21 protein-coding genes are annotated in these 19,891 nt (G+C 27.8%); 5 read left to right on the forward strand and 16 right to left on the reverse strand.

Translation table 11 applies throughout. The features are described 5' to 3' along the window. From CXF68_RS07385 to CXF68_RS07450, 14 genes are all read right to left on the reverse strand, one after another. Complete coding sequence (locus CXF68_RS07385; RefSeq protein WP_101043751.1) at nucleotides 1-963, reverse strand: hypothetical protein; 963 nt, start codon at nucleotides 961-963, stop codon at nucleotides 1-3. 2 nt (nucleotides 964-965) lie between these two features. Beyond that, nucleotides 966-1,115, reverse strand: a complete 150-nt coding sequence (locus CXF68_RS07390; protein WP_198553768.1) for a hypothetical protein — start codon at nucleotides 1,113-1,115, stop codon at nucleotides 966-968. 26 nt (nucleotides 1,116-1,141) lie between these two features. Further along, complete coding sequence (locus CXF68_RS07395) at nucleotides 1,142-2,122, reverse strand: hypothetical protein (RefSeq protein ID WP_101043753.1); 981 nt, start codon at nucleotides 2,120-2,122, stop codon at nucleotides 1,142-1,144. Between the two features lie 62 nt (nucleotides 2,123-2,184). Next, a complete protein-coding gene (locus tag CXF68_RS07400) occupies nucleotides 2,185-2,376 on the reverse strand; it encodes a hypothetical protein (RefSeq protein WP_101043754.1) in 192 nt (63 codons plus the stop codon). 216 nt (nucleotides 2,377-2,592) lie between these two features. Next, nucleotides 2,593-3,024, reverse strand: a complete 432-nt coding sequence (locus CXF68_RS07405) for a hypothetical protein (RefSeq protein ID WP_101043755.1) — start codon at nucleotides 3,022-3,024, stop codon at nucleotides 2,593-2,595. 138 nt (nucleotides 3,025-3,162) lie between these two features. Then, on the reverse strand, nucleotides 3,163-3,348 hold the full coding sequence (locus CXF68_RS07410; protein ID WP_101043756.1) for a hypothetical protein: 186 nt from the start codon (nucleotides 3,346-3,348) through the stop codon (nucleotides 3,163-3,165). 58 nt (nucleotides 3,349-3,406) lie between these two features. Beyond that, the gene (locus CXF68_RS07415) at nucleotides 3,407-3,598 is read right to left on the reverse strand and encodes a hypothetical protein (protein ID WP_101043757.1); all 192 of its coding nucleotides are present in this window, start codon (nucleotides 3,596-3,598) and stop codon (nucleotides 3,407-3,409) included. 58 nt (nucleotides 3,599-3,656) lie between these two features. Then, the gene (locus tag CXF68_RS07420; protein ID WP_101043758.1) at nucleotides 3,657-3,848 is read right to left on the reverse strand and encodes a ComC/BlpC family leader-containing pheromone/bacteriocin; all 192 of its coding nucleotides are present in this window, start codon (nucleotides 3,846-3,848) and stop codon (nucleotides 3,657-3,659) included. Between the two features lie 59 nt (nucleotides 3,849-3,907). Next, complete coding sequence (locus CXF68_RS07425) at nucleotides 3,908-4,099, reverse strand: hypothetical protein (RefSeq protein ID WP_101043759.1); 192 nt, start codon at nucleotides 4,097-4,099, stop codon at nucleotides 3,908-3,910. 67 nt (nucleotides 4,100-4,166) lie between these two features. Then, nucleotides 4,167-4,346, reverse strand: coding sequence for a hypothetical protein (locus CXF68_RS07430; RefSeq protein WP_101043760.1), 180 nt, complete (start codon nucleotides 4,344-4,346; stop codon nucleotides 4,167-4,169). A gap of 318 nt (nucleotides 4,347-4,664) precedes the next feature. Continuing rightward, nucleotides 4,665-6,227, reverse strand: a complete 1,563-nt coding sequence (locus tag CXF68_RS07435) for a 7TM diverse intracellular signaling domain-containing protein (RefSeq protein WP_101043761.1) — start codon at nucleotides 6,225-6,227, stop codon at nucleotides 4,665-4,667. 598 nt (nucleotides 6,228-6,825) lie between these two features. Beyond that, nucleotides 6,826-7,440 carry a deoxynucleoside kinase gene (locus tag CXF68_RS07440; RefSeq protein ID WP_101043762.1) on the reverse strand — a complete coding sequence of 205 codons (615 nt, stop codon included), beginning with the start codon at nucleotides 7,438-7,440 and terminating at the stop codon, nucleotides 6,826-6,828. Between the two features lie 55 nt (nucleotides 7,441-7,495). Next, the gene (locus CXF68_RS07445; protein ID WP_101043763.1) at nucleotides 7,496-8,176 is read right to left on the reverse strand and encodes a response regulator transcription factor; all 681 of its coding nucleotides are present in this window, start codon (nucleotides 8,174-8,176) and stop codon (nucleotides 7,496-7,498) included. Continuing rightward, a complete protein-coding gene (locus CXF68_RS07450) occupies nucleotides 8,169-9,728 on the reverse strand; it encodes a sensor histidine kinase KdpD (protein WP_101043764.1) in 1,560 nt (519 codons plus the stop codon). Before CXF68_RS07450 ends, CXF68_RS07445 begins: the two co-directional genes overlap by 8 nt. Nucleotides 9,729-9,849: 121 nt before the next feature. On the opposite strand from CXF68_RS07450, the gene CXF68_RS07455 reads away from it, so the two are divergent. The 4 genes from CXF68_RS07455 to CXF68_RS07470 all read left to right on the forward strand — a co-directional run bounded on the left by CXF68_RS07455 (nucleotide 9,850) and on the right by CXF68_RS07470 (nucleotide 14,620). After that, nucleotides 9,850-10,164, forward strand: coding sequence for a hypothetical protein (locus CXF68_RS07455; protein WP_101043765.1), 315 nt, complete (start codon nucleotides 9,850-9,852; stop codon nucleotides 10,162-10,164). A 2-nt stretch (nucleotides 10,165-10,166) separates the two neighbouring features. After that, nucleotides 10,167-11,003, forward strand: coding sequence for a GLPGLI family protein (locus CXF68_RS07460; protein WP_101043766.1), 837 nt, complete (start codon nucleotides 10,167-10,169; stop codon nucleotides 11,001-11,003). 160 nt (nucleotides 11,004-11,163) lie between these two features. Next, nucleotides 11,164-11,385: a hypothetical protein gene (locus tag CXF68_RS20815; RefSeq protein WP_101043767.1), complete on the forward strand. Its 222-nt coding sequence runs from the start codon at nucleotides 11,164-11,166 to the stop codon at nucleotides 11,383-11,385. Nucleotides 11,386-11,851: 466 nt separating this feature from the next. Next, complete coding sequence (locus CXF68_RS07470) at nucleotides 11,852-14,620, forward strand: carboxypeptidase-like regulatory domain-containing protein (protein WP_101043768.1); 2,769 nt, start codon at nucleotides 11,852-11,854, stop codon at nucleotides 14,618-14,620. 66 nt (nucleotides 14,621-14,686) lie between these two features. Here CXF68_RS07470 and CXF68_RS07475 read toward each other — a convergent pair whose 3' ends face one another. Next, on the reverse strand, nucleotides 14,687-18,382 hold the full coding sequence (locus CXF68_RS07475) for a GEVED domain-containing protein (RefSeq protein ID WP_101043769.1): 3,696 nt from the start codon (nucleotides 18,380-18,382) through the stop codon (nucleotides 14,687-14,689). A gap of 84 nt (nucleotides 18,383-18,466) precedes the next feature. On the opposite strand from CXF68_RS07475, the gene lipB reads away from it, so the two are divergent. Continuing rightward, a complete protein-coding gene (gene lipB, locus CXF68_RS07480; RefSeq protein WP_101043770.1) occupies nucleotides 18,467-19,171 on the forward strand; it encodes a lipoyl(octanoyl) transferase LipB in 705 nt (234 codons plus the stop codon). Between the two features lie 47 nt (nucleotides 19,172-19,218). Here lipB and CXF68_RS07485 read toward each other — a convergent pair whose 3' ends face one another. After that, nucleotides 19,219-19,863 (reverse strand): YceI family protein, encoded by a 645-nt coding sequence (locus CXF68_RS07485; RefSeq protein WP_101043771.1) that lies wholly within the window; start codon nucleotides 19,861-19,863, stop codon nucleotides 19,219-19,221. Between the last annotated feature and the right edge of the window lie 28 nt (nucleotides 19,864-19,891).

The following is a 19,891-nucleotide window of genomic DNA, read 5'->3' on the forward strand; positions in this document are numbered from 1 at the left end:
TTAGCAAGTCTTTTTTTCTAAATGACTTATGAAAAACTTATTATGATTACTTATAACTCCTGTTTTTTCAAGAGATTTATATCCTTTTTCTTTTTTCCATTTTGCAATAAATGGATTATAATTACATTCCGTTTTGTGGTACCATTCATTTAATTTTCGTTGCTGTGGAATTCTATTATCTACACACATGTATCTGAATTCACAATTTTTACAAACATCACATATATCTTTATGTACTTTCCAGTATTTTTGAAATTTTTTACTAATAATTGCTTTTGAAATTTTTTCTGTAAAATCTTTTTCTTTAAGGTTTGCAAATGATTCAGGTGATTCAGGAGTGTTTTTAATCTCACCATTAAAAGTGATATGGATTTTTTTATTAAAATAGTTATGATAAGAATGAGATTCTATAAATAGAGGGTAATTTAAATCAATAGTATCTCTGTTTGTAAACGAACCAAGGTTTTCTTCAGTAATTAATATTCTAAAAAGGTTTTTTCTAGCTAAAATGGATTTATTATTAGTTATTATTGTTACTGATTCTGGATAGGTTTTTTTTTCTATTAATTTTTCTAACAGATCAATTATATTATCGTTTACTTGAATGAGTAGGCTAGGTATTTTAAGGGTATTACATATTTGAATAGTTTTGTTTAAATAGGTAATATTTGAATAAGTTAGCGTTAGGTACTCAATTTTATGTTTAGATTCATATATCTGTTTTTGTTTAGGAAAGTGTTGTTCAATGCCTTGTTGAATTTTATAAATCATTCTATTTTCTGATAAAAAAATAAATAATTCGATAGATATGTCTTTTTTTTTAAAAAAACGTTGTGTTATTAATTTGTCAATTTCGGTTATCTCATTATTATCTAAATGAAACATGTCTCCATTTTTGAAATTAGCAAGTATACTTTGTTTGTGTCCTTTGGTTATTGTTATACCTGTTGAAATTCCGTACATGGTTAAATTATTTTTTTTGTAGGAGCTATAAAAGAACTCCAATTTGCTCTGCTTATTTCTGAGTAGAAATATTTTCTTTCTTTTTTTTTCTTACTTTTCTTTAAAAAAGCACCAACATTTAAAACATCAGCAGGAAATTTATATTTCCTCATAATTTTTATATATTCCTTTTTGTTTTTCATAAGTCTATAATTTCTTCAGCAATTACTTTATTTAAATCTACACCGCAAACCTTTCCTAAATATCCGAATTGACCAACGGGGTTTACTTCTAAAAAATAGTATTCACCAGATTCTGTGTACATAAAATCAAATGATCCAGTATTTAATTTTAAAACATCCATTAAATTAAATAACTTTTCTTTTAGGGAGTTTGGAATAATATATGGCTCGTCTAAGTATGGTTTATCATTGTTATAAACACGGTAATCAACAACAGATTCTTTGTTCATTTGAGAGAAAATAGCCATAGCATACACCTTCTTTAAAAAAACGAAAACTCTTATTTCAAATAATTTTTTAATTTCTTTTTGAATAAGCGAAGTCATAATTTTTTCAGGAAATAATAATTTATCTAATCTTGCAGTGTAGGTTAAGAATTTTTGTGTTTCAGATTCTGTTATCAGCGGTGCTGCAAGTGTCTTAGAAATATAAGAGGTTTCATCATTTAAGGTATTCATTTCTGTTTTTAAGTATGTATCAGGAATCTTAAAACCTATCTTTTTTGCTTGTTCTAATACAATAAGTTTGTTTATAAAGGCATCACCCCATAACCCTATTACATTATATTTTGTGCAAAAATGATATTCAAGAAATTCATTAAGTGAACGTTCGTAATAATGAATATAATCTAATATTGAATCTTTTATTGAATTATTAGAAACAGGGTTGATTTTAAAATTGAGTATTCCATTTCGTATAAATACGGTTTGTAATTTTTTAAAATTTAAAATATATTCCTTTTCATTTTCTTCTATTAGTAAAGATAGGGCTTGTGTTTGCATATCATAATCATGAATACTTACTGTATCTTTATAGGTGTTAATACAAAAGAAATCAGCTTTGTAATGCATTAGCCATTCGGTTATAGCTTTAAAATTAGTATCTTCTTCAGAAGATATAATCAGTATTTTTGGATTTTTTACTTTTTTTTTAAGCATTTAAGTATTTATTATACTAATAAAACCACCGTATTATACGGTGGTTAATAATTGAAAAGGAATTACCTTCTTCTGTAACTAGCATCAACATAAGTACCATTATTGGGGTTTGATCCAAAACATCTTCCAACTAAGTCAGAAGTATCTTCACCTGTTTCATTGTCAACACCAGAAGTTACTTCATAGTTAGGAAGCCCTCCAGTAATTTTACTTAGGTCTGTTTTTTTGTTTTCAAATTTTTTAAAAGAAATCATAATATAATTATTTAATTTTATTGCCTACTCTTAATTATTGTATCAATAAAAACTATATTTTCGGCTACCTATAGTTTTTGTAATAACATTTAATTACTGATTATGGGTGTCTGTTTTTTTTTGAAAAATAAATTGTTTATGATATACTTATATCAATTATAAATATCTTGTACAGTAATTATAATTGCTATGAGGTTATTATTTATTTTGAGTTATCTAGCAAATAAATATTCCCCCACAACCATCTGAAATACCTGTTACAGGTATAGTTGGAGACGAAAAAGTATTATAAAAAACAAATACATATTCTGTACATGGCTCTAAAACCCAATTGGTGTTTTCTCCTCCAGAGATTGCTCCTGAATCTACTATTGGTCCTCCAGGGTAAGTATCAGCTAAAAATATTTGATAATAAAATAATTGATCTAAGGGAGCATTTCCACCAGTTCCCGTTTGTATTGTAACCTTGAATCCTTCTCCACAACCAGATATGGTAGGGGAGTACCAAGGAGATTTTTTGTTTTTCTCTAGAGAAGATGTTTTTTTAAAAATTTGCATTTCTTTTTCACTAATTTCTTCTAAACTGTCTTCTGTTGTACATGCTAAAAATCCAATAAAAGCAAAAAGGTAGATGATTCTAAATTTCATGTTAATATTTTTAAATTAATATATTTTTGATCCTATAATTAGTTGTAAAATTCTAGTATACAACTGATTATTTCGAAACCTTATGTTGTTGAATATTATTTTAATTATAATAATGTATAAAACTCAGGTTTTTTTACTTTAAGGTTTTGTTTTTCGAATGGTAATACTACCAATAGGAGCAGTGATCTCATCATCATCCGCATCCTCTTCATCCTCATCATCTATATCAACAATAGAAGTGTGTTTTGAAGTAGCAATTGTACCACCTTTAATAGTTTGTAACTTTTCTCTAGTTAGAGATTCAAATAGATTTACAGTTTTCATTTTTTTGTTTTAAGTTATAAAATAGGGTTAGTATTTAGTCAATACCAGTCTTTAATATTTAAGGCATAATACTGGTGTTTGTTTTTCCAGTAGCAAGCCCTGTTATAGTAACACCACCTTCATCATCGTCTTCATCGTCTTCATTCTCTAGATCAACAACAGTAGTGTGTTTTGAAGTAGCAATTGTACCACCTTTAATAGTTTGTAACTTTTCTCTAGTTAGAGATTCAAATAGATTTACAGTTTTCATTTTCTTGTTTTAAGTTATAAAATAGGGTTAGTATTTAGTTAATACCAGTCTTTAATAATTAAGGTTTAATAATAGGACTTGTTTTTCCTGTAGCAAGCCCTGTTATAGTAATACCACCATCTTCATCATCCTCATCATCCTCATTATCTATGTCGACAATAGAAGTGTATTTTGAAGTAGCAATTGTACCACCTTTAATAGTTTGTAGTTTTTCTCTAGTTAGAGATTCAAATAGATTTACAGTTTTCATTTTCTTTTTTTTAAGTTATAAAATAGGGTTAGTATTTAGTTAATACCAGTCTTTAATAATTAAGTTTTAATAATAGGACTTGTTTTTCCTGTAGCAAGCCCTGTCATAGTAACACCACCTTCATCATCATCTTCATCGTCTTCCTCTTCTATATCAACAACGGTAGTGTGTTTTGAAGTAGCAATTGTACCACCTTTAATAGTTTGTAATTTTTCTCTAGTTAGAGATTCAAATAGATTTACAGTTTTCATTTTCTTTAAGTTATAAAATAGGGTTATTATTTAGTTAATACCAGTCTTTAATAATTAAGGCATAATACTAGTGTTTGTTTTTCCAGTAGCAAGCCCTGTTATAGTAACAACCACCTTCATCATCATCTTCATCGTCTTCATTTCCTAGATCAACAACGGTGGTGTGTTTTGAAGTAGTAATTATACCACCTTTAATAGTTTGTAATTTTTCTCTAGTTAGAGATTTAAATAGATTTACAGTTTTCATGTTTTTATTTTTAAGATTGGTTTAAATTTTTAAGAAATATTATATTAATAAGTTTTTTGTAGCATTTATTTAGCTTTTAATTGATACCTACTCTTCAGTTTTTTTAACATAATAGTGTTTTCGGCTGCCTATTATTATGTGTTCAATAATCTATTACACTTAACTTAATACAATTTTATAATAAGAAGTGTATTCAATAATTTTTTTGGTTATTTACTGTCAAACCTATAAAAAAACTTCCATTTTATCTTATTTTGGAGGGGAGACAAATGAGGAGACAAATGATTAAAGCTCCTGTTTTTAAGGGGTTTATTTTAATTAAAAAGTAGCTAAGTAATTAGTGAGGGTAATTTTTGAACAAAGAATAATTTTTTTTCTAACTCGCTGTTTGGCTTTTTTAACACTACTTTCTGCAATAAATAAAATATTAGAGATTTCTTTTTGGGTGAAACCTATTTTTACGAGTGTAAGTAGTCTAATTTCAGTTTTAGTTAAATTGGGGTGTTTTTCATAAAGGTTTGTGAAAAAATCAGGATTAAACTCTTGAAATTTATTTTTAAAAGAGACCCACTCTTCTTCTCGAGTTATATTTGATTCAAGTAATTTAAAAATACTTAGAAAATCTGATTTTTGAATGCGGTTGTTATTTGCTTTAATCAGTTTTGATTGTAATTCGTTATTTGACTTTTGTAATAACTCTTTTTGATGTGCATATAATGAAGTTTTACCATTATTCTTACCTAATATTTTTGCGGTAGTGTAGGTAAAGATTATAAATTCGATGGTAGTACCAATTTTGAAGTAAAATTTACCAGTTGTTTCAGTTGCAAAATAAATATTTAAAATACCTATAAAAACAAAAAAAAGAACAAATAACATTGCAATAAGATAATAACGAGTTTGCATTTTCTGTTTTTTAGAAGCTGTAATTATCATTACAATTAGTAAGGATAACCATAGAAGCCCAAAAACAAACTCTATAAAGTGTATTTTACCTATTTCTTTAGTACAAAATAATATTTGATAGCTTAATATTACTAGCATTAATAGAGCAGAGTTGTTTTTTAAAAATTTGTAGGATTTAGGGTGTGAGTGATTAATATTTAAAAAATTAGCACTAAATAAAAGAAGAAATAAAATCATACATTTTAATAAAACAAAAATTAGTTGTTCTACTATAAATAAAGGAAGACCAATATTAAAAAGATAACCATCAAAACCAAGGTAAAATAGAGAGGTGAAAAAGATATAACATGTATAAAATAAGTAAACTTTCTTTTTGAAAAGAGTCCAATAAAAAATATTTATGAGAAGAATGATAAAAATAACCCCGAAGAAGAAAATATTTTTAATGGTTTCGTTACGAACTGTTTTAATAAATTCAGGGAGAGATTTTATTAAGGGAGTTGCTCGTATAGCTCTTCCGTCACTTTGAGCGTGAATAAAAAAAACAGATTCCTCATTGGGAGCTAAAGTAACTTTGAAGTTAGGTTTAGAAAAGTTAAATGAACGATTATCATTACTAGTATTCGTTTCTGTAAAATAAATTTTATTATTATTCGTGTCGAGTTGATAAAATTTGTAGCTCCTGTTAATAATATCGTTATTAAAAATAACAAGCTCTTTTTTTTGATAAGATAGATTACTTAGTTTTATTTTAATCCATATACTGCCATTAAAAAAAGGGAAGTTAATATCACAGAGATATTTAAATGGAATTTTTTCTAATTTTTGTATACTGTAGGCGTTATGGTAATCAATAAAACATTCATAAGAGAGTTTAATTTCTTGGTTATTTGTTAGTTTAGATTGATTGGTACAACCAATATTAAATACAAATAGAGTTACAAATAGTAATCGTATCAGCGTATACTTAGACATTTTATAATAACGGGGGATATATATGTTAATCTTCCCTAAAATTACAGAAATATTTTGTACTGTTGATTGATTCTGTAAAGAATATAATAAGATTGTTGGTAAATTCCTTTTAAGAAACCTTTCAAAAAGAACATCAATAATGATTGGAATTGAAGTAATTACATTTTATTATCTGTCTCAATTGAATAGGTTTTAGAATTTTTAATTATTTATATTCAAAAACAGATAAAAGGCAATTTTCTACAAACTATTTTTAGATAAAACCTATATTAAAAACAATGTAAAGAGTTTCTTAATAATAGTGTCAGATAATTTTTGACTAGGGAGGTGTTAAGTTCTTGAAATATAGTCAGATGGGTTGTGTATATTCACAAAAAGCCTTCAATTAAATATCGAGTAATAAAGCTTAATTAGCTGGCTTTTTATTAATGAAATACGGGTTAAGATATTAATTTTGTATCTTAATATTATAACGCTAGCTAAGGTTTCTGAAAATAACTTAATAAGTGAAATTGAATAGCTATAGAGAACAGATGGATATAAGAAAGAGTACTGTTAGGTTAATGTAATAAGAATATGAAAAAAATTACAAAATATTTTAAAATAAACCATTAATTTGAGCATCTATTCGATCAATAATAGAGCCTAAATCTTCTTGATTTTTAACGAAATCTAAATTGTCAACATCAATAATTAACAACTTTCCTTTAGTATATTTACTAACCCAAGCTTCGTAGCGCTCGTTTAATCGGCTTAAATAATCAATACTAATTGAGTTTTCGTATTCACGACCACGTTTGTGTATTTGACCTACAAGTGTAGAAATATCAGCACGTAAATATATTAATAAATCTGGTGGAGTTACCAAATTTTCCATTAACTCGAATAATGATGAATAGTTACTATAATCACGATTTGTCATTAAGCCCATTGCGTGTAAGTTAGGAGCAAAAATATGAGCATCTTCGTAAATTGTTCTGTCTTGAATTATTTTTTTACCAGATTTTCTTAATTCTAAAACTTGACGAAAGCGGCTATTTAAAAAGAAAACTTGTAGGTTAAAAGACCATCTTTCCATTTCTCCATAAAAATCATCTAAATAAGGATTTTCATCAACAGATTCAAAATGAGGGTCCCAGTTATAATGTTTTGCTAATAATTGGGTTAAAGTGGTTTTACCTGCGCCAATATTTCCGGCAATTGCTACATGCATAGTTTTTAAATTTCAAGACTGTAAAATTACATAAAAAAAGGGATTTCAAAAGGTTTTAACAAATCAATTTATAACCATAGCCACGAATGTTAACTATTTGAATTGATTCATCTTTTTTTAACTTTTTTCTTAGTTTAGAAATAAACACGTCCATACTTCTTGCATTAAAGAAATCATCATTACCCCATAGCTTTTTAAGGATAAAAGATCTGTCTAGTATCTCATTTTTATTTTTAAAAAGATGGAAGAGTAATTCAGACTCTCTATGAGTTAGTAATTCAGATTTTGAATTAAAAAATAACGCTTGTTTGTTGTGATTAAATATAAAATTACCAATAACTATTTTTTCGGAACTTATTTTTAACTGATTCCTATTTAATAAAGAATGAATACGAACAATTAACTCTTCCATAGAAAAAGGTTTCTTTAAATAGTCATTTCCTCCATGTTCAAATCCTTCTAAAACATCTTTAGTTTGTGATTTTGCTGTTAAAAAAATAATAGGAATATGTTTGTTTTCTTGCCGAATTTCTTTGGCTAATGTAAAACCATCTTTTTTTGGCATCATCACATCTAAAACTAAAATTTCGGGCTGTTCTTTTTGATATAAATGATAAGCTTCTTCTCCATTTAACGCATGAGAAACTTCAAAATTTCTAGTTTCTAAACTTTCTTTTATAATTTGTCCTAAACTAGGTTCATCTTCAGCTAATAAAACTTTTATTTTTTTAGTCATCAAGTAATGTTATTTTAAAAGCTGTTTGCTTAGAATTAGAAAATAAAGAAATAGATCCATTATGTTTTTCAATAATTTTTTTTGTGTAGTATAAACCAATTCCAAAACCTTTTACGTCATGTGTATTTCCTTTTGGAACCCGATAAAATTTTTCAAATATTTTTTCTTGTTGATTTTTTTCAATTCCTTTTCCATTATCAGCTATAGAAATTTCTAAATTATTTAAAACAGAATTAATATTGATTTCTATATTATTACCCCCATATTTTATGGCATTATCAATCAAATTTGAAATAGCATTTTCAAAATGAAAAGGATCAATGTTTTTTTCTAACCCTGTAATATTGCTTGAAAATTCAATAGTTTTGTTTGGCGTAATTAATTGATGTTTTTTAGTAAGCTTATCGGTCAAGTCAATTAAATTAATGGGTTCTTTTTTTAATAGTAGGTTTTCACTATCTAAAGTTGCAGTTTCTAATAATTTCTCCACCATTAGCTGTAGTTTCTTTAACTGACCAGAAGAAATTGAAAGGTATTTTTTAGTTTTCTCTTTATCATTAATCATGTTAAAACTTTCGATAGCTTCAATTGCAGTTGAAATAGTTGTAATTGGTGTTTTAAATTCATGAGTGATATTACTGATTAGATCGTTTTTAATTTCTGCTAATTCTTTTTGTTGATTGATGATTTTTAATAAATAAAATAAACTAGAAATAACTGCAAGAGACAGTAAAAGTGATAACAGAATGCCTGTAGAACTTCTTTTTAAAGTTTCAATATTTGGATTGTTATAGATTAATTTGAAAGCTTCATTTTTTTTAACAAAAGTTGATTTGGAGCTTACAGAAAATATATCAGAATTCAATAAAGAATTTTTTGTTTCATGAAAAAGTGTATCATTTTTTAAATGATGAAAACTTGTTTTTAAATCAATTTTTTTTTGCTTTAATTGGTTTTTAATTAAAGAATCTATTTTTTTATATTCAACAGATTGATCCAGAAATGAAATAAATATAGGTTTTAAATATGTGAAAAATTTTAAACTGTCTGCTGCTCTTTTTCCTCTAAAATATTTTATTTCAGTTTTAATATTATATCCTTTTTGAGTAACTATTATAGTTGAATCTTCTTTTTTGTTACTTAACGAATCGATCTCTAAATTAAACTCTTTAGCTGAATTCATCATAGAATCTATTTGCCTTTTAGACATGTCTCCCGAGCTAAATTTAAAATTGTTAATGGTAACTCTAGGCTTTTCTTTTTTAGATTTTTTTTTTGTTTTTTTGTTTAAAATTTCACCAACATAGCTATTTTTAAATGATTTTTCATGACTATAATTGTTTTTTGGGTTTATTATTGTTAAGAAATCATTTTTAGCTAAAGATGAATAATATTCTTCTACAGCATTATCTAAACTCAATTGAATCTCATTGGTTACTTGTCTTTTATTTTCTGCGTAATTTTTATAATTCCAATACAATTGTATGATAATTGTGGCAAGTATAGTTATTGTAATAAAATATAAAATCAAACGATATTTTCGGTTCTTCATAATTCAAAGATAGTCAGTTAAGTGTAATTAAAATAGCAGCTTAACACTAGTTAACACTAGTTAACTTTAAAGGATAATTTCTATATTCATCTTTGTATTGTAAAATATAAATAGAGAAACCATGAAAAAAAATATTACCATTTTATTAGTATGCATATCGGGTGTTATTTCCTCTCAGGAAAATATTACAACAGCAGAAATAAAAGAAAGCAACATAAATTCTTTAAGATTTTCTGTTGAAGAACTGAAAAGTATTAATTGGAATGATATTAAAGATGTTTTCAATGAAAACATAAATAAAGATAAAAAAATAATTCTAGGGTTTAATGTAAAGAACAATAACATACATAGTTTTGAGATAAAAGGAAGTTTATCAGATCTAGAAGGAACAATTGAAATTGCTAAAAAGGTAATCAAAGTAATAGAAAAATTATAAAAATGAAAAAAGGTATATTTTTAATAATGTTGTTTTTAGTAACAACAATTTACGCTCAAAATTTTCAAGGAAAAGCTACTTATAAAACTTTTAGAAAAGTAGACTTTAAAATGGATGTAAGAAAAGGTGCTCCAAAGTCAGATATGCAAAAGAAAATACAAGAGCAATTAAGAAAACAGTTCCAACAAACTTATACGTTGAATTTTAGTAAATCAGAATCTACGTATACGCAAAATAAAAAACTATCAGCACCACAAACTAGCTCTGGAGGGTTTAAGATGGTAATAGCAGGAAGTGGAGGAGGAACAGATGTTTTATATAAAAACATTGCAACGAAACAATATATAAATAAAACTGAAATTAGCGGAAAACGTTTTTTAATAAAAGATAAACTAGAAGATTTTGGTTGGGAAATGTCAGGAGAAACTAAAAATATAGGAAATTATACTTGTTATAAGGCTACAAAAAGTAGAGAAGAAGAAAGAATAAGTTTTTCTATGACAGATGGAAAAAAGGAAGAAAAAAAAGAAAAAACATCGATAATTACAACAGCTTGGTATACCACTCAGATTCTGGTTAGCAATGGTCCTGAAGGTTTTTGGGGATTACCAGGGTTAATTTTAGAAATTCAAGATGGGAAATTAACAATTGTTTGTTCTGAAATAATACTTAATCCATCAGATAAAATTCAAATTAAAGAACCTTCAAAAGGGAAAAAAGTAACACAAAAAAAGTTTGATGAAATTATGGGTAAACATTCAAAAGAGATGATAGAACGTTTTAAGAGTAAGCGTAAAAACAAAGATGGAAATTCATTTAGTATTCAAATACAAGGGTAGTATTAAACCTTTTTATTTTCCAAAACTTAACACACAATTGTAATTAAGTGTTATAAAATAAAAAAGTTTACAACCTTTTTTTCTATGTGCAGCTACTACATTTTTTTCATAAGCTAATTTTCAAAGTAAGGTAATATACAAGTCAAAACAACTATAGATAATGATTTTGGAGGTTGAGACACGTCTTAGTAGTGAAAAAAATAAAGTAGCGTATGAAAAGTATGTTGGGAAAACTTTTGTTTTAAGTTTTATAAGAGAAGAATCTGTTTACAAAGAACAAGAAATATTAGTCGATGTTAGCACAAGTATAACGCACATATTCAGTGAGTTTTCAGATGGTGAAAGCAACAGAATATTTTGGACAAAAGTCTTTAATTTCTGAAGATGTCGAAAATATAATTTAGAATAAGGAAATGAAACATACGTGTTATAAAGCAACTCTAGTAAAGAAAAACAATGCTTTTGATTGGAGAAGCACGTGAAGACCTAAACGTAATGAAGCGAGAAAAGATTCAACAAAAGTTAAAAAATAAATAGTCGTTACTGCTTGATATATTCCGCAAGTACCTGTTAGTAATGGTCCTGGGAATTACGGGGGGTACCAGGGTTGATTTTAGAAGTTAATGAAGGAAGAACAACTGTTTTGTGTTCGAAAATTACAATGAATCCGTCAGAGAAGATTGAAATAAGAAAACCAGAAAGAGGAAAAAAAGTTACTAGAAAAGAATATACCGATATCATGAAAGTGAAAATGGAAGAAATGAAAGAGCGTTTTTAAAGGAGGTAAAAGAAATGGAGGAAGAGGTCTTTTTTAAATAATAAGAAAATAAAATCACACACATTTATACATGAAAAACACATTATTGATAGTCTTTTTATTGACTACATGGATAACCAATGCCCAAATAACACTAAAAGGAGTTGTTAAAGATAGTATTGGAGTTCCTTTAGAAATGGCAAATGCAATTGCTATTAATACCGTTACAAAAAAACTAGACTCTTATGGTTTTACAGATTCAAAAGGTAACTTTAAACTTAATCTTAAAAAAAATGCTACCTATAGTATTAAGATGAGTTACATCGGATTTAGAACTTCTGATGTTATTGTAAAAACAGGTGAAATCGATATCATAAAAAACATTAGTCTAAAAAAAGATGATAGCTTAGATGAGGTAAATATTACTTACAAGATGCCCGTAACTATAAAGGGAGATACGATTGTTTACAATGCTGATAGCTTTAAAAATGGTACTGAAAAAAAATTAGGAGATATATTAGAAAATCTTCCAGGAGTTGAAGTAAATGATGATGGTGAAATTGAAGTAGAAGGGAAAGCGGTAAAGAAGATTATGGTTGAAGGAAAAGATTTTTTTGATGGTGATACTAAAATAGCAACCAAAAATATTCCTGCTGATGCAATTGATAAGATTCAGGTTTTAAAAAATCATAGTGAAGTTGGTCAAATGAGTAGTGTAACCGATAATGAAGACAACATTGTAATTAATATCAAACTAAAAGAAGGAAAGAAAAATTTTTGGTTTGGTGAGGTAACTGCTGGTTTAGGAGTAGGAATGACAAACAATAGATATATTGTAACACCAAAATTATTTTATTACAATCCAAAATACAGTGTAAACATTATAACAGATATAAATGATATCGGTGAGGTATCTTTTACAAGGAGAGATTATTTTAAGTTTACGGGGGGGGTTAGAGGATTAAGTGAAAGTAATGGAACAAATTTTAATGTAGGTTCTAGTGATATTTCTTTTTTAACGATGAAGAATAATAGGGCAAAAGAAATTGAATCTAAATTTGGAGCGGCTAACTTTAGTTATTCACCTAAGAAAACATGGGATTTAAGTGGGTTTGCAATTTATTCAGGAAATGAAACTGATATGGAAGAGGCTACAAATCGTGTATACTCGAATGCAGGGATAGATAAAAATAACTTACCTGCATATGATGTAAATAACCCTTCATCAGTAAAATATATTGATACAGAAAAAACTCAAAACACAACCAATCAGATTAGTGATTTGGGATTGTTTAAAATAAGTTTAAGTTACAAGCCAAACAGTAATAATCAGTTTGATTATGATGTTTTTGCTAAAATTTCGAAACAAAAACAATTCCAAAATACATTATCGTCAAGAACGTACTTGAATGCGACAGATGAAATAGTGCCAATTAATCAAATTTCAGAGCAGAGTCCGTTTTCTATCAATCAGAACTTGAAGTATTATTATACTTTAAATGAAAAAAATATTTTTGCTTTTGAAGCGCTGCACTTATGGCAAGATGAAGATCCTTTTTACAATGCAGAATTAGAAAAATTGTCTTTTGCAAATTTAATAGGAGCAGATGTAAATGCAAGTCCGTATAACCTAGGGCAAAATAAAAGAATAAAAACCAATAAATTTGATGCTAAACTAGATTATTTTTATGTGATAAACCCTAAAAGTAATTTAAACATTACTCTAGGTACGACGCAAAGTAATCAACAATTTAATTCAGATATTTTTGAGATTTTAGGAGGTAATAAAAGTATAATAGCCCAACCTAGTACGATCAATAATGTAGATTTTACATTTAGAGATGTTTATGCGGGTTTACATTACAAGTTTATAACAGGAGTTTTTACTTTTAATCAAGGGTTTACTGTTCATAATTATGTATCTAAAAATACACAGTTAGGTTCTGAATTGAAAAATAGTTTCACAAAAATATTGCCTGATGCTTCAATTAAAATAAGTTTAAAAAAATCTGAAACCTTACGATTAACATATAGTATGCAAACTAGTTTTACCGATGTAAATCAGTTAGCAGAAGGATATGTGTTTAACAATTATAATAGCTTGTATTCAGGAAATAGAGAGCTAGAAAATTCCTTATATCACAATGTGAACTTAAACTATTTTAGTTTTAATATGTTTAATTACACCAATGTTTATGGAATAATAAATTATAGTAAACGTACTGATGTAATAAAAAGCAATACGCAATTTATCGATGTAAATAGTGTGAGAACATCTGTTAACTCAGCTTTTCCAGATGAAACGATTTCAGTAAGGGCAAATTTTCAAAAGAGTTTTAGAAAATTTAAAGTTCGTGTAGGTGCTAATGTTTCACTCTCTAAAGCGAATAGTTTGATTTCGAACCGCCAAACAAATGTAGTTTCTAATCGATTAACAAAAACATTTTCACAGTCATATACTTCAAAATTTAGCACGAACTTTAAAAAATCACCAAATTTTGATGTAGGTTATAATGTCTCAATTAATAATTCTGATATTGGGGGAATTAAAAATACGTTTACAACTCACAGTCCTTATGCTAATTTAGATATTTTTCTTTTAAAGGAGTTTATATTTACTTCTAAATACACTTTTAATAAAGTTGTTAATCAAGGGGAAACAATAGATGAATACGGATTTTTAAGAGCTGATTTAACGTATCAGAAAAAAGATAGTAAATGGGAATATAAATTAAGCGCAACCAATTTGTTAAATTCAAATGGATTGAATCAAAATAGTAGTAACGATATTTATGTAAGTAATTCAACTTATGCAATTCAGCCAAGAATAGCAATGTTTACAGTAAAGTATAACTTGTAGTTTTTGAATTATATTCACAAAAAAAAAGCGAGCTTAATAGCTCGCTTTTTTATGTGAATCATTTTTTTATTTAATGATTATTTTTTTTGTTTTTATCTGCCCTCCATTTTCAATTTGAATAAAGTACATTCCTGAACTTACTTTTGTAAATTGAATTTCTTTATTAAATCTACTTGAAACTGTCGAGAAGGTTTGAGTATCTATTAGTCGACCGGTTAAATTAAATAATCGAATTGTAATTAAATCTTTAACTTTTACTTTAAACTGAACTGTTAGTTTTTCATTTAAAGGTAATGGTACTTTACCTATTTTTAAATCAGTAAATAAAGTAGTGTTTGTTGCAAAACTTTCTTCAACGTTTATTGTATAATCTTCAACTTCTCCATTGAAATTAGATTTACATGATTGTGAAAATTCATTCAATTTTACAGAAATACGTAATATTGTTGAACCAAGTATAGCATCTTCCGGAATAGTTATAGCGCTAGTGTTTGATGTTAAATCATAAGTCTCGTTTGCATCAAATAAACAATTTTGATTCCAGTCAATCCAAGCATATGTTTTTACAGTATTGTCTCCGTCTGTATTAATAATTGTATTTAAATCATAGTTTTCTCCTCTTACTACACCTGTAGATATTGATCTAAAATCAGAATATCCAGTTGATTTTGTTGAAGTATTATCTATTTCTCCAAATTTTACATTAGTAAGACTTATTTGTGATTCTAAATTACCTGAAGATTTACAAATATTATCATTAACGTTAAAAAGAATATCAACTGATTTAGTAATAGAAGCTGAGGTTGCGGTAACTGACATTGTATAGTCACCTACAGTTGCATTATTTAAGTTTGAAAGAGTTAAATTAATAGAACCACTTCCATTTGACGAAGTTGGGTCAAATACACTGGTGGTATTTGCAGGGGTTCCTGTAACTGAGAAACTAACATCTTCATTAAAATCATTAAAAGTTTTATAATCTAAAGTGTAACTTAGTTCATTAACAGCTTTATTACAAATAGATAAATGACCTGTTGTATTTGTAAAAGTATAAGTAGGAGTAATAGTTATTGTATAATCTTCAACTTCTCCATTGAAATTTAATTCACATGACTTTGGATCACCTATGCTAGTTAATTTAGATGATACTCTTAAGGTAGTTGTTCCTATAAATGCAGTTGTAGGTATTGTAATCTCTAAACCACTTTTACTTGTCGCTCCGTTTTTATTAATTGTTTCTCCTAAATCATATTGTTCCTCTGCGTCAAATAGACAGTTTTGATTCCAATCTATCCATGCAAAAGTTTTTACAGTTTTATTACCATCAGTATTAGCTGAAGTTTTTAAAGTATATTTATTTCCTTTTATAACTTCAGTCGTAATTGATTTGTAATCTGAGTAACCAGTAGTTTTAGTAGATGTATTATTTATTTCCCCAAAGTTAACAAGAGTAGTGCTAATTTGAGAATCAGTATTTCCTATAGATTTACAAAGATTGTCGTTTATATTAAAAAGGATATCTATGTTTTTAGTAATTGAAGCAGACGTTGCTGTTACTTTCATTGTGTAATCACCAATAACACTATTATTTAGGTTACTAACAGTTAAATTGATAATTCCGCTTGTTGTTGTTGTAGAAGGGGTAAGTGTAAAAGTTGAATTAGTAGGTGTACCAGTAACCGTAAAAATCACATTCTCATTAAACCCTATTAAAGTTTTATAATCAATTGCGAAAATTTGTTTGTTAACAGCTTTATTACAAATCGATAAATCACCTGTTGTATTTGTAATAGTAAAATCAGGATTAGGTAATATCGAAAAGTTAGATGTATTTACATTGTAAAAAATATTATCAGCAGCTTCTACCATTATTCTTGCAGAAGAAGTAGCATTATTTGGTATTGTAATTTCTTCTGTTCCATCGTTAGGAGTATCCCCTTTAATTAAAATAGGAAAAGTTAAACCACCATCAGTTGAAAGTTTAATATTTACTTTAGTACAGTTAATAGGAGCGATATCAGTAGTTCCTTTATTCCATGTAATTGTCTGGGTAGATCCTGTTCCCCATGAAACATTTGAGTTAGGAACATTTACAATGAATGGCTCAGCATCAGTTACTGTAACTTCTATGTCGTCTCTTGCAGAACTACCTCCTCCAGAGTTATTATCTCTTACAGTAAGTGAAAAGTTAAGTTCTCTGGCAACTGAAGGAAGAACTTCCCATTCATTTGAACTATCATTTATAACATTAGGTAAAGTTGGGAAATATCTATTAGGAGACGAAGTTGAGGGTAATGATCTAAAGGCAGGGCCTTTAGTAGTTGTTGAAACAAGTGGCACAGGGGCACTCTCTGTGTCAATTTGTTCCCAATTATACGTTAAGCTAGAAACATTTTGATCATCAGTAGCAGTTCCTTTTAAAACAAAAGGAGTAGACTTAGGAATGCTAAAATCTGTACCCGCATTTGCAGTTGGAGCAGCATTACCTGTGTCGGTTATTGTAGCACAGCCAGGATTTGACTGAATATGATTCCACATTTGAGCAATACTTATAGCATGAAAATAATCATCACTATTATTTTGTACATTTTGAGGGGAACAAATACCCGCATATGCCATTATTGTTGTACCACTTCCTGGTTCTACAGATGTAGCACCTATGTTACCTCCACAATTACCTGCTGTTCCATTAAAAGTATGACCAGCACCAAGTTGATGACCTATTTCATGCGCAACATAATCAATGTCAAAAGGGTCAGAAATAGGTTGTCCATTACCAGTAATACCTTTTCCTTTTACTCCTGAAACACATAATCCTTGAGATGCTAGTCCACCTCCACCAGTACTAAAAGTATGACCAATATCGTAATTTGCATCGCCAATTATATTATCACATTTTTGTTGACTTTCTTCAATTAAAGCATAAGAATCATCATTAGTTAATCCATCAGTCGTAGCATCTAAAAATATTAACTTTTCATTATCACTTACAATAATCATTCTCATAGCTAAGTCTCTTTCGTAAATTCCGTTCACACGAGCCATAGTTGTGTTCATAGCAGATAAAATAGCTGCTTTTTTTTCAGCATCAGTTGCTGATTGATCAATATTTTGTCTATTTAAATGAAATTGAGAATATTCACCTGTACAAGCAATTGCAATTTTATAAGTTCTTAATTTACCATCATTAGCATTTCTATTTAAAGAAGGAGTTGATATAATTTCTTTAACAGAATTTTCTATTTCACATCTAAAATCATTTTCATTTGATTTTAAATGCTTTCTTTTATAAATAATATATTCTTTTCTATTCTTGGTAAAAGGGTCAATATATGTGGTGCCCTCATTTCCTGACAAGATAATTGCATGCAACCCATCAATACCTATACTGATTTTTGCTACCGCAGTTGGATCATCAACTCCTTGAGCAGAATAGGTCTTAATCATTGGGAATTTAGCAGCTAAATCTGCAGCTAAATATGAAGTTTCTTTTATCGTAAACCTTTTTAGTTTTCCATCTGAATTTGGTAAAGCAATTATGCTTTTACTATTTTTTGACTTTAAATTTAAGTGATTTTTAAAACTATTTAAGTTTAAGGAAGCCAAAACGTATTCTTGTGGTGTGTTTCCTCTGCTTAAAATTTTATTTTTTTGAGAATTAATATTTTTTCTACTTGTACTGTTCCAGTAGTTCTGAGAAAATGAATTACTTGAGAAAAGTGTAAGCATTAATAGTAATAAAAGAAAGGTTTTTTTAATCATAAGTGTCTAGTTAATAGGTGTAAAATATAACAGTCTAAGGCTATTTTTCCCTACCTTTGGGGGATATTGTTAGAATGCAAATTTATGAATAAAAAAATAACAGTCAGCGATTTAGGACAAAAAGATTATAAAGAAACGTGGGATTATCAAACTCAGTTATTAGATGAGGTAGTTTCTTTAAAGAGAGAAAAAAGAAATAGTAGTAAAGAAATTATAACCCCTAATCATTTTTTATTTGTTGAACACCCGCATGTATATACATTAGGTAAATCAGGTGATATCAGTAATTTATTGTTGAATGAAGAGAAATTAAAAGAAAAGAATGCAACTTTTTATAAAATAAACAGAGGAGGAGATATTACATATCATGGACCTGGACAAATAGTTGGTTACCCTATTATAGATTTAGAAAATTTTTTTACTGATATACATAAGTATTTACGATTATTAGAAGAGTCAATTATATTAACAATTGCTGAGTATGGATTAAAAGGAGAGCGAAGCGATGGTGAAACAGGTGTTTGGTTAAGTGTAGGAACTCCATTTGCTAGAAAAATATGTGCCATGGGAATTCGTGCTAGTAGATGGGTTACTATGCATGGTTTTGCTTTAAATGTAAATGTAAACCTAGGTTATTTTGATAATATTATTCCTTGCGGAATTAGAGGTAAAGCTGTAACGTCAATGGAAGCAGAGCTGGGAAGAAAAATAAATGAAGAAGAAGTAAAAGAAAGAATATTAAAACACTTTAAAGAGCTATTTGAGGTAGACGAATTTATAAAAGCATAAAAAAAGGGTTGACATTGTCAACCCTTCTTTTATTTAAAGATTTAAGATTATTTCTTAGCTTTAATATTAAATGAGATTTCCATTAAATCGTTAATGAATTTATCTTTTAAAGCAGCATCAATTTTCTTAGATTTATAAGTAACACCAAAATCAGTTCTGTCAATACTAAAAACATCACTTTTAAATGTAGCAACCCCTTCGTTTTCAGTTACTGTAGCAGGTATCGTAATACTTTTAGTTGTTCCTCTAAGAGTTAAATTTCCAGTTACGTGTAGTTTTCCTTCTTTTGTTTCAGAGCTAGCTATTTCAAATTTAGCAGTAGGGAATTTTTCAACATCAAAAAAGTCTCCTGCTTTTAAATGGCCTTCTAAATCTTCCTTTCCTTTACCAGCTTCCATATCTGTGTTGGTAATCGATTTCATATCAATTACAAATTCACCTGATTTAAGAACACCATTTTCAATGTCAAATAATCCATTTGCTATACTAACAACGCCGTTATGAGAACCTGTTGGTTTATTACCTTTCCAAGTAACTGTAGATTCAGTAATATTTGCTTTGTAAGAATTAATTACATTTTCTACTTTCTTAATATCTTTTACTTCTTCGTTAGCAGTTACTTTATTTTTTTCTGTTTTACAAGAAACAGCGGTAATTGCAATAAGAGCAATAGCTAAAATTGATTTTTTCATTATGATTTGTTTTAAAGGTTGATTTTTA

The sequence above is a fragment of the Tenacibaculum sp. Bg11-29 genome (genome assembly GCF_002836595.1).
Classification (GTDB): Bacteria; Bacteroidota; Bacteroidia; order Flavobacteriales; family Flavobacteriaceae; genus Polaribacter.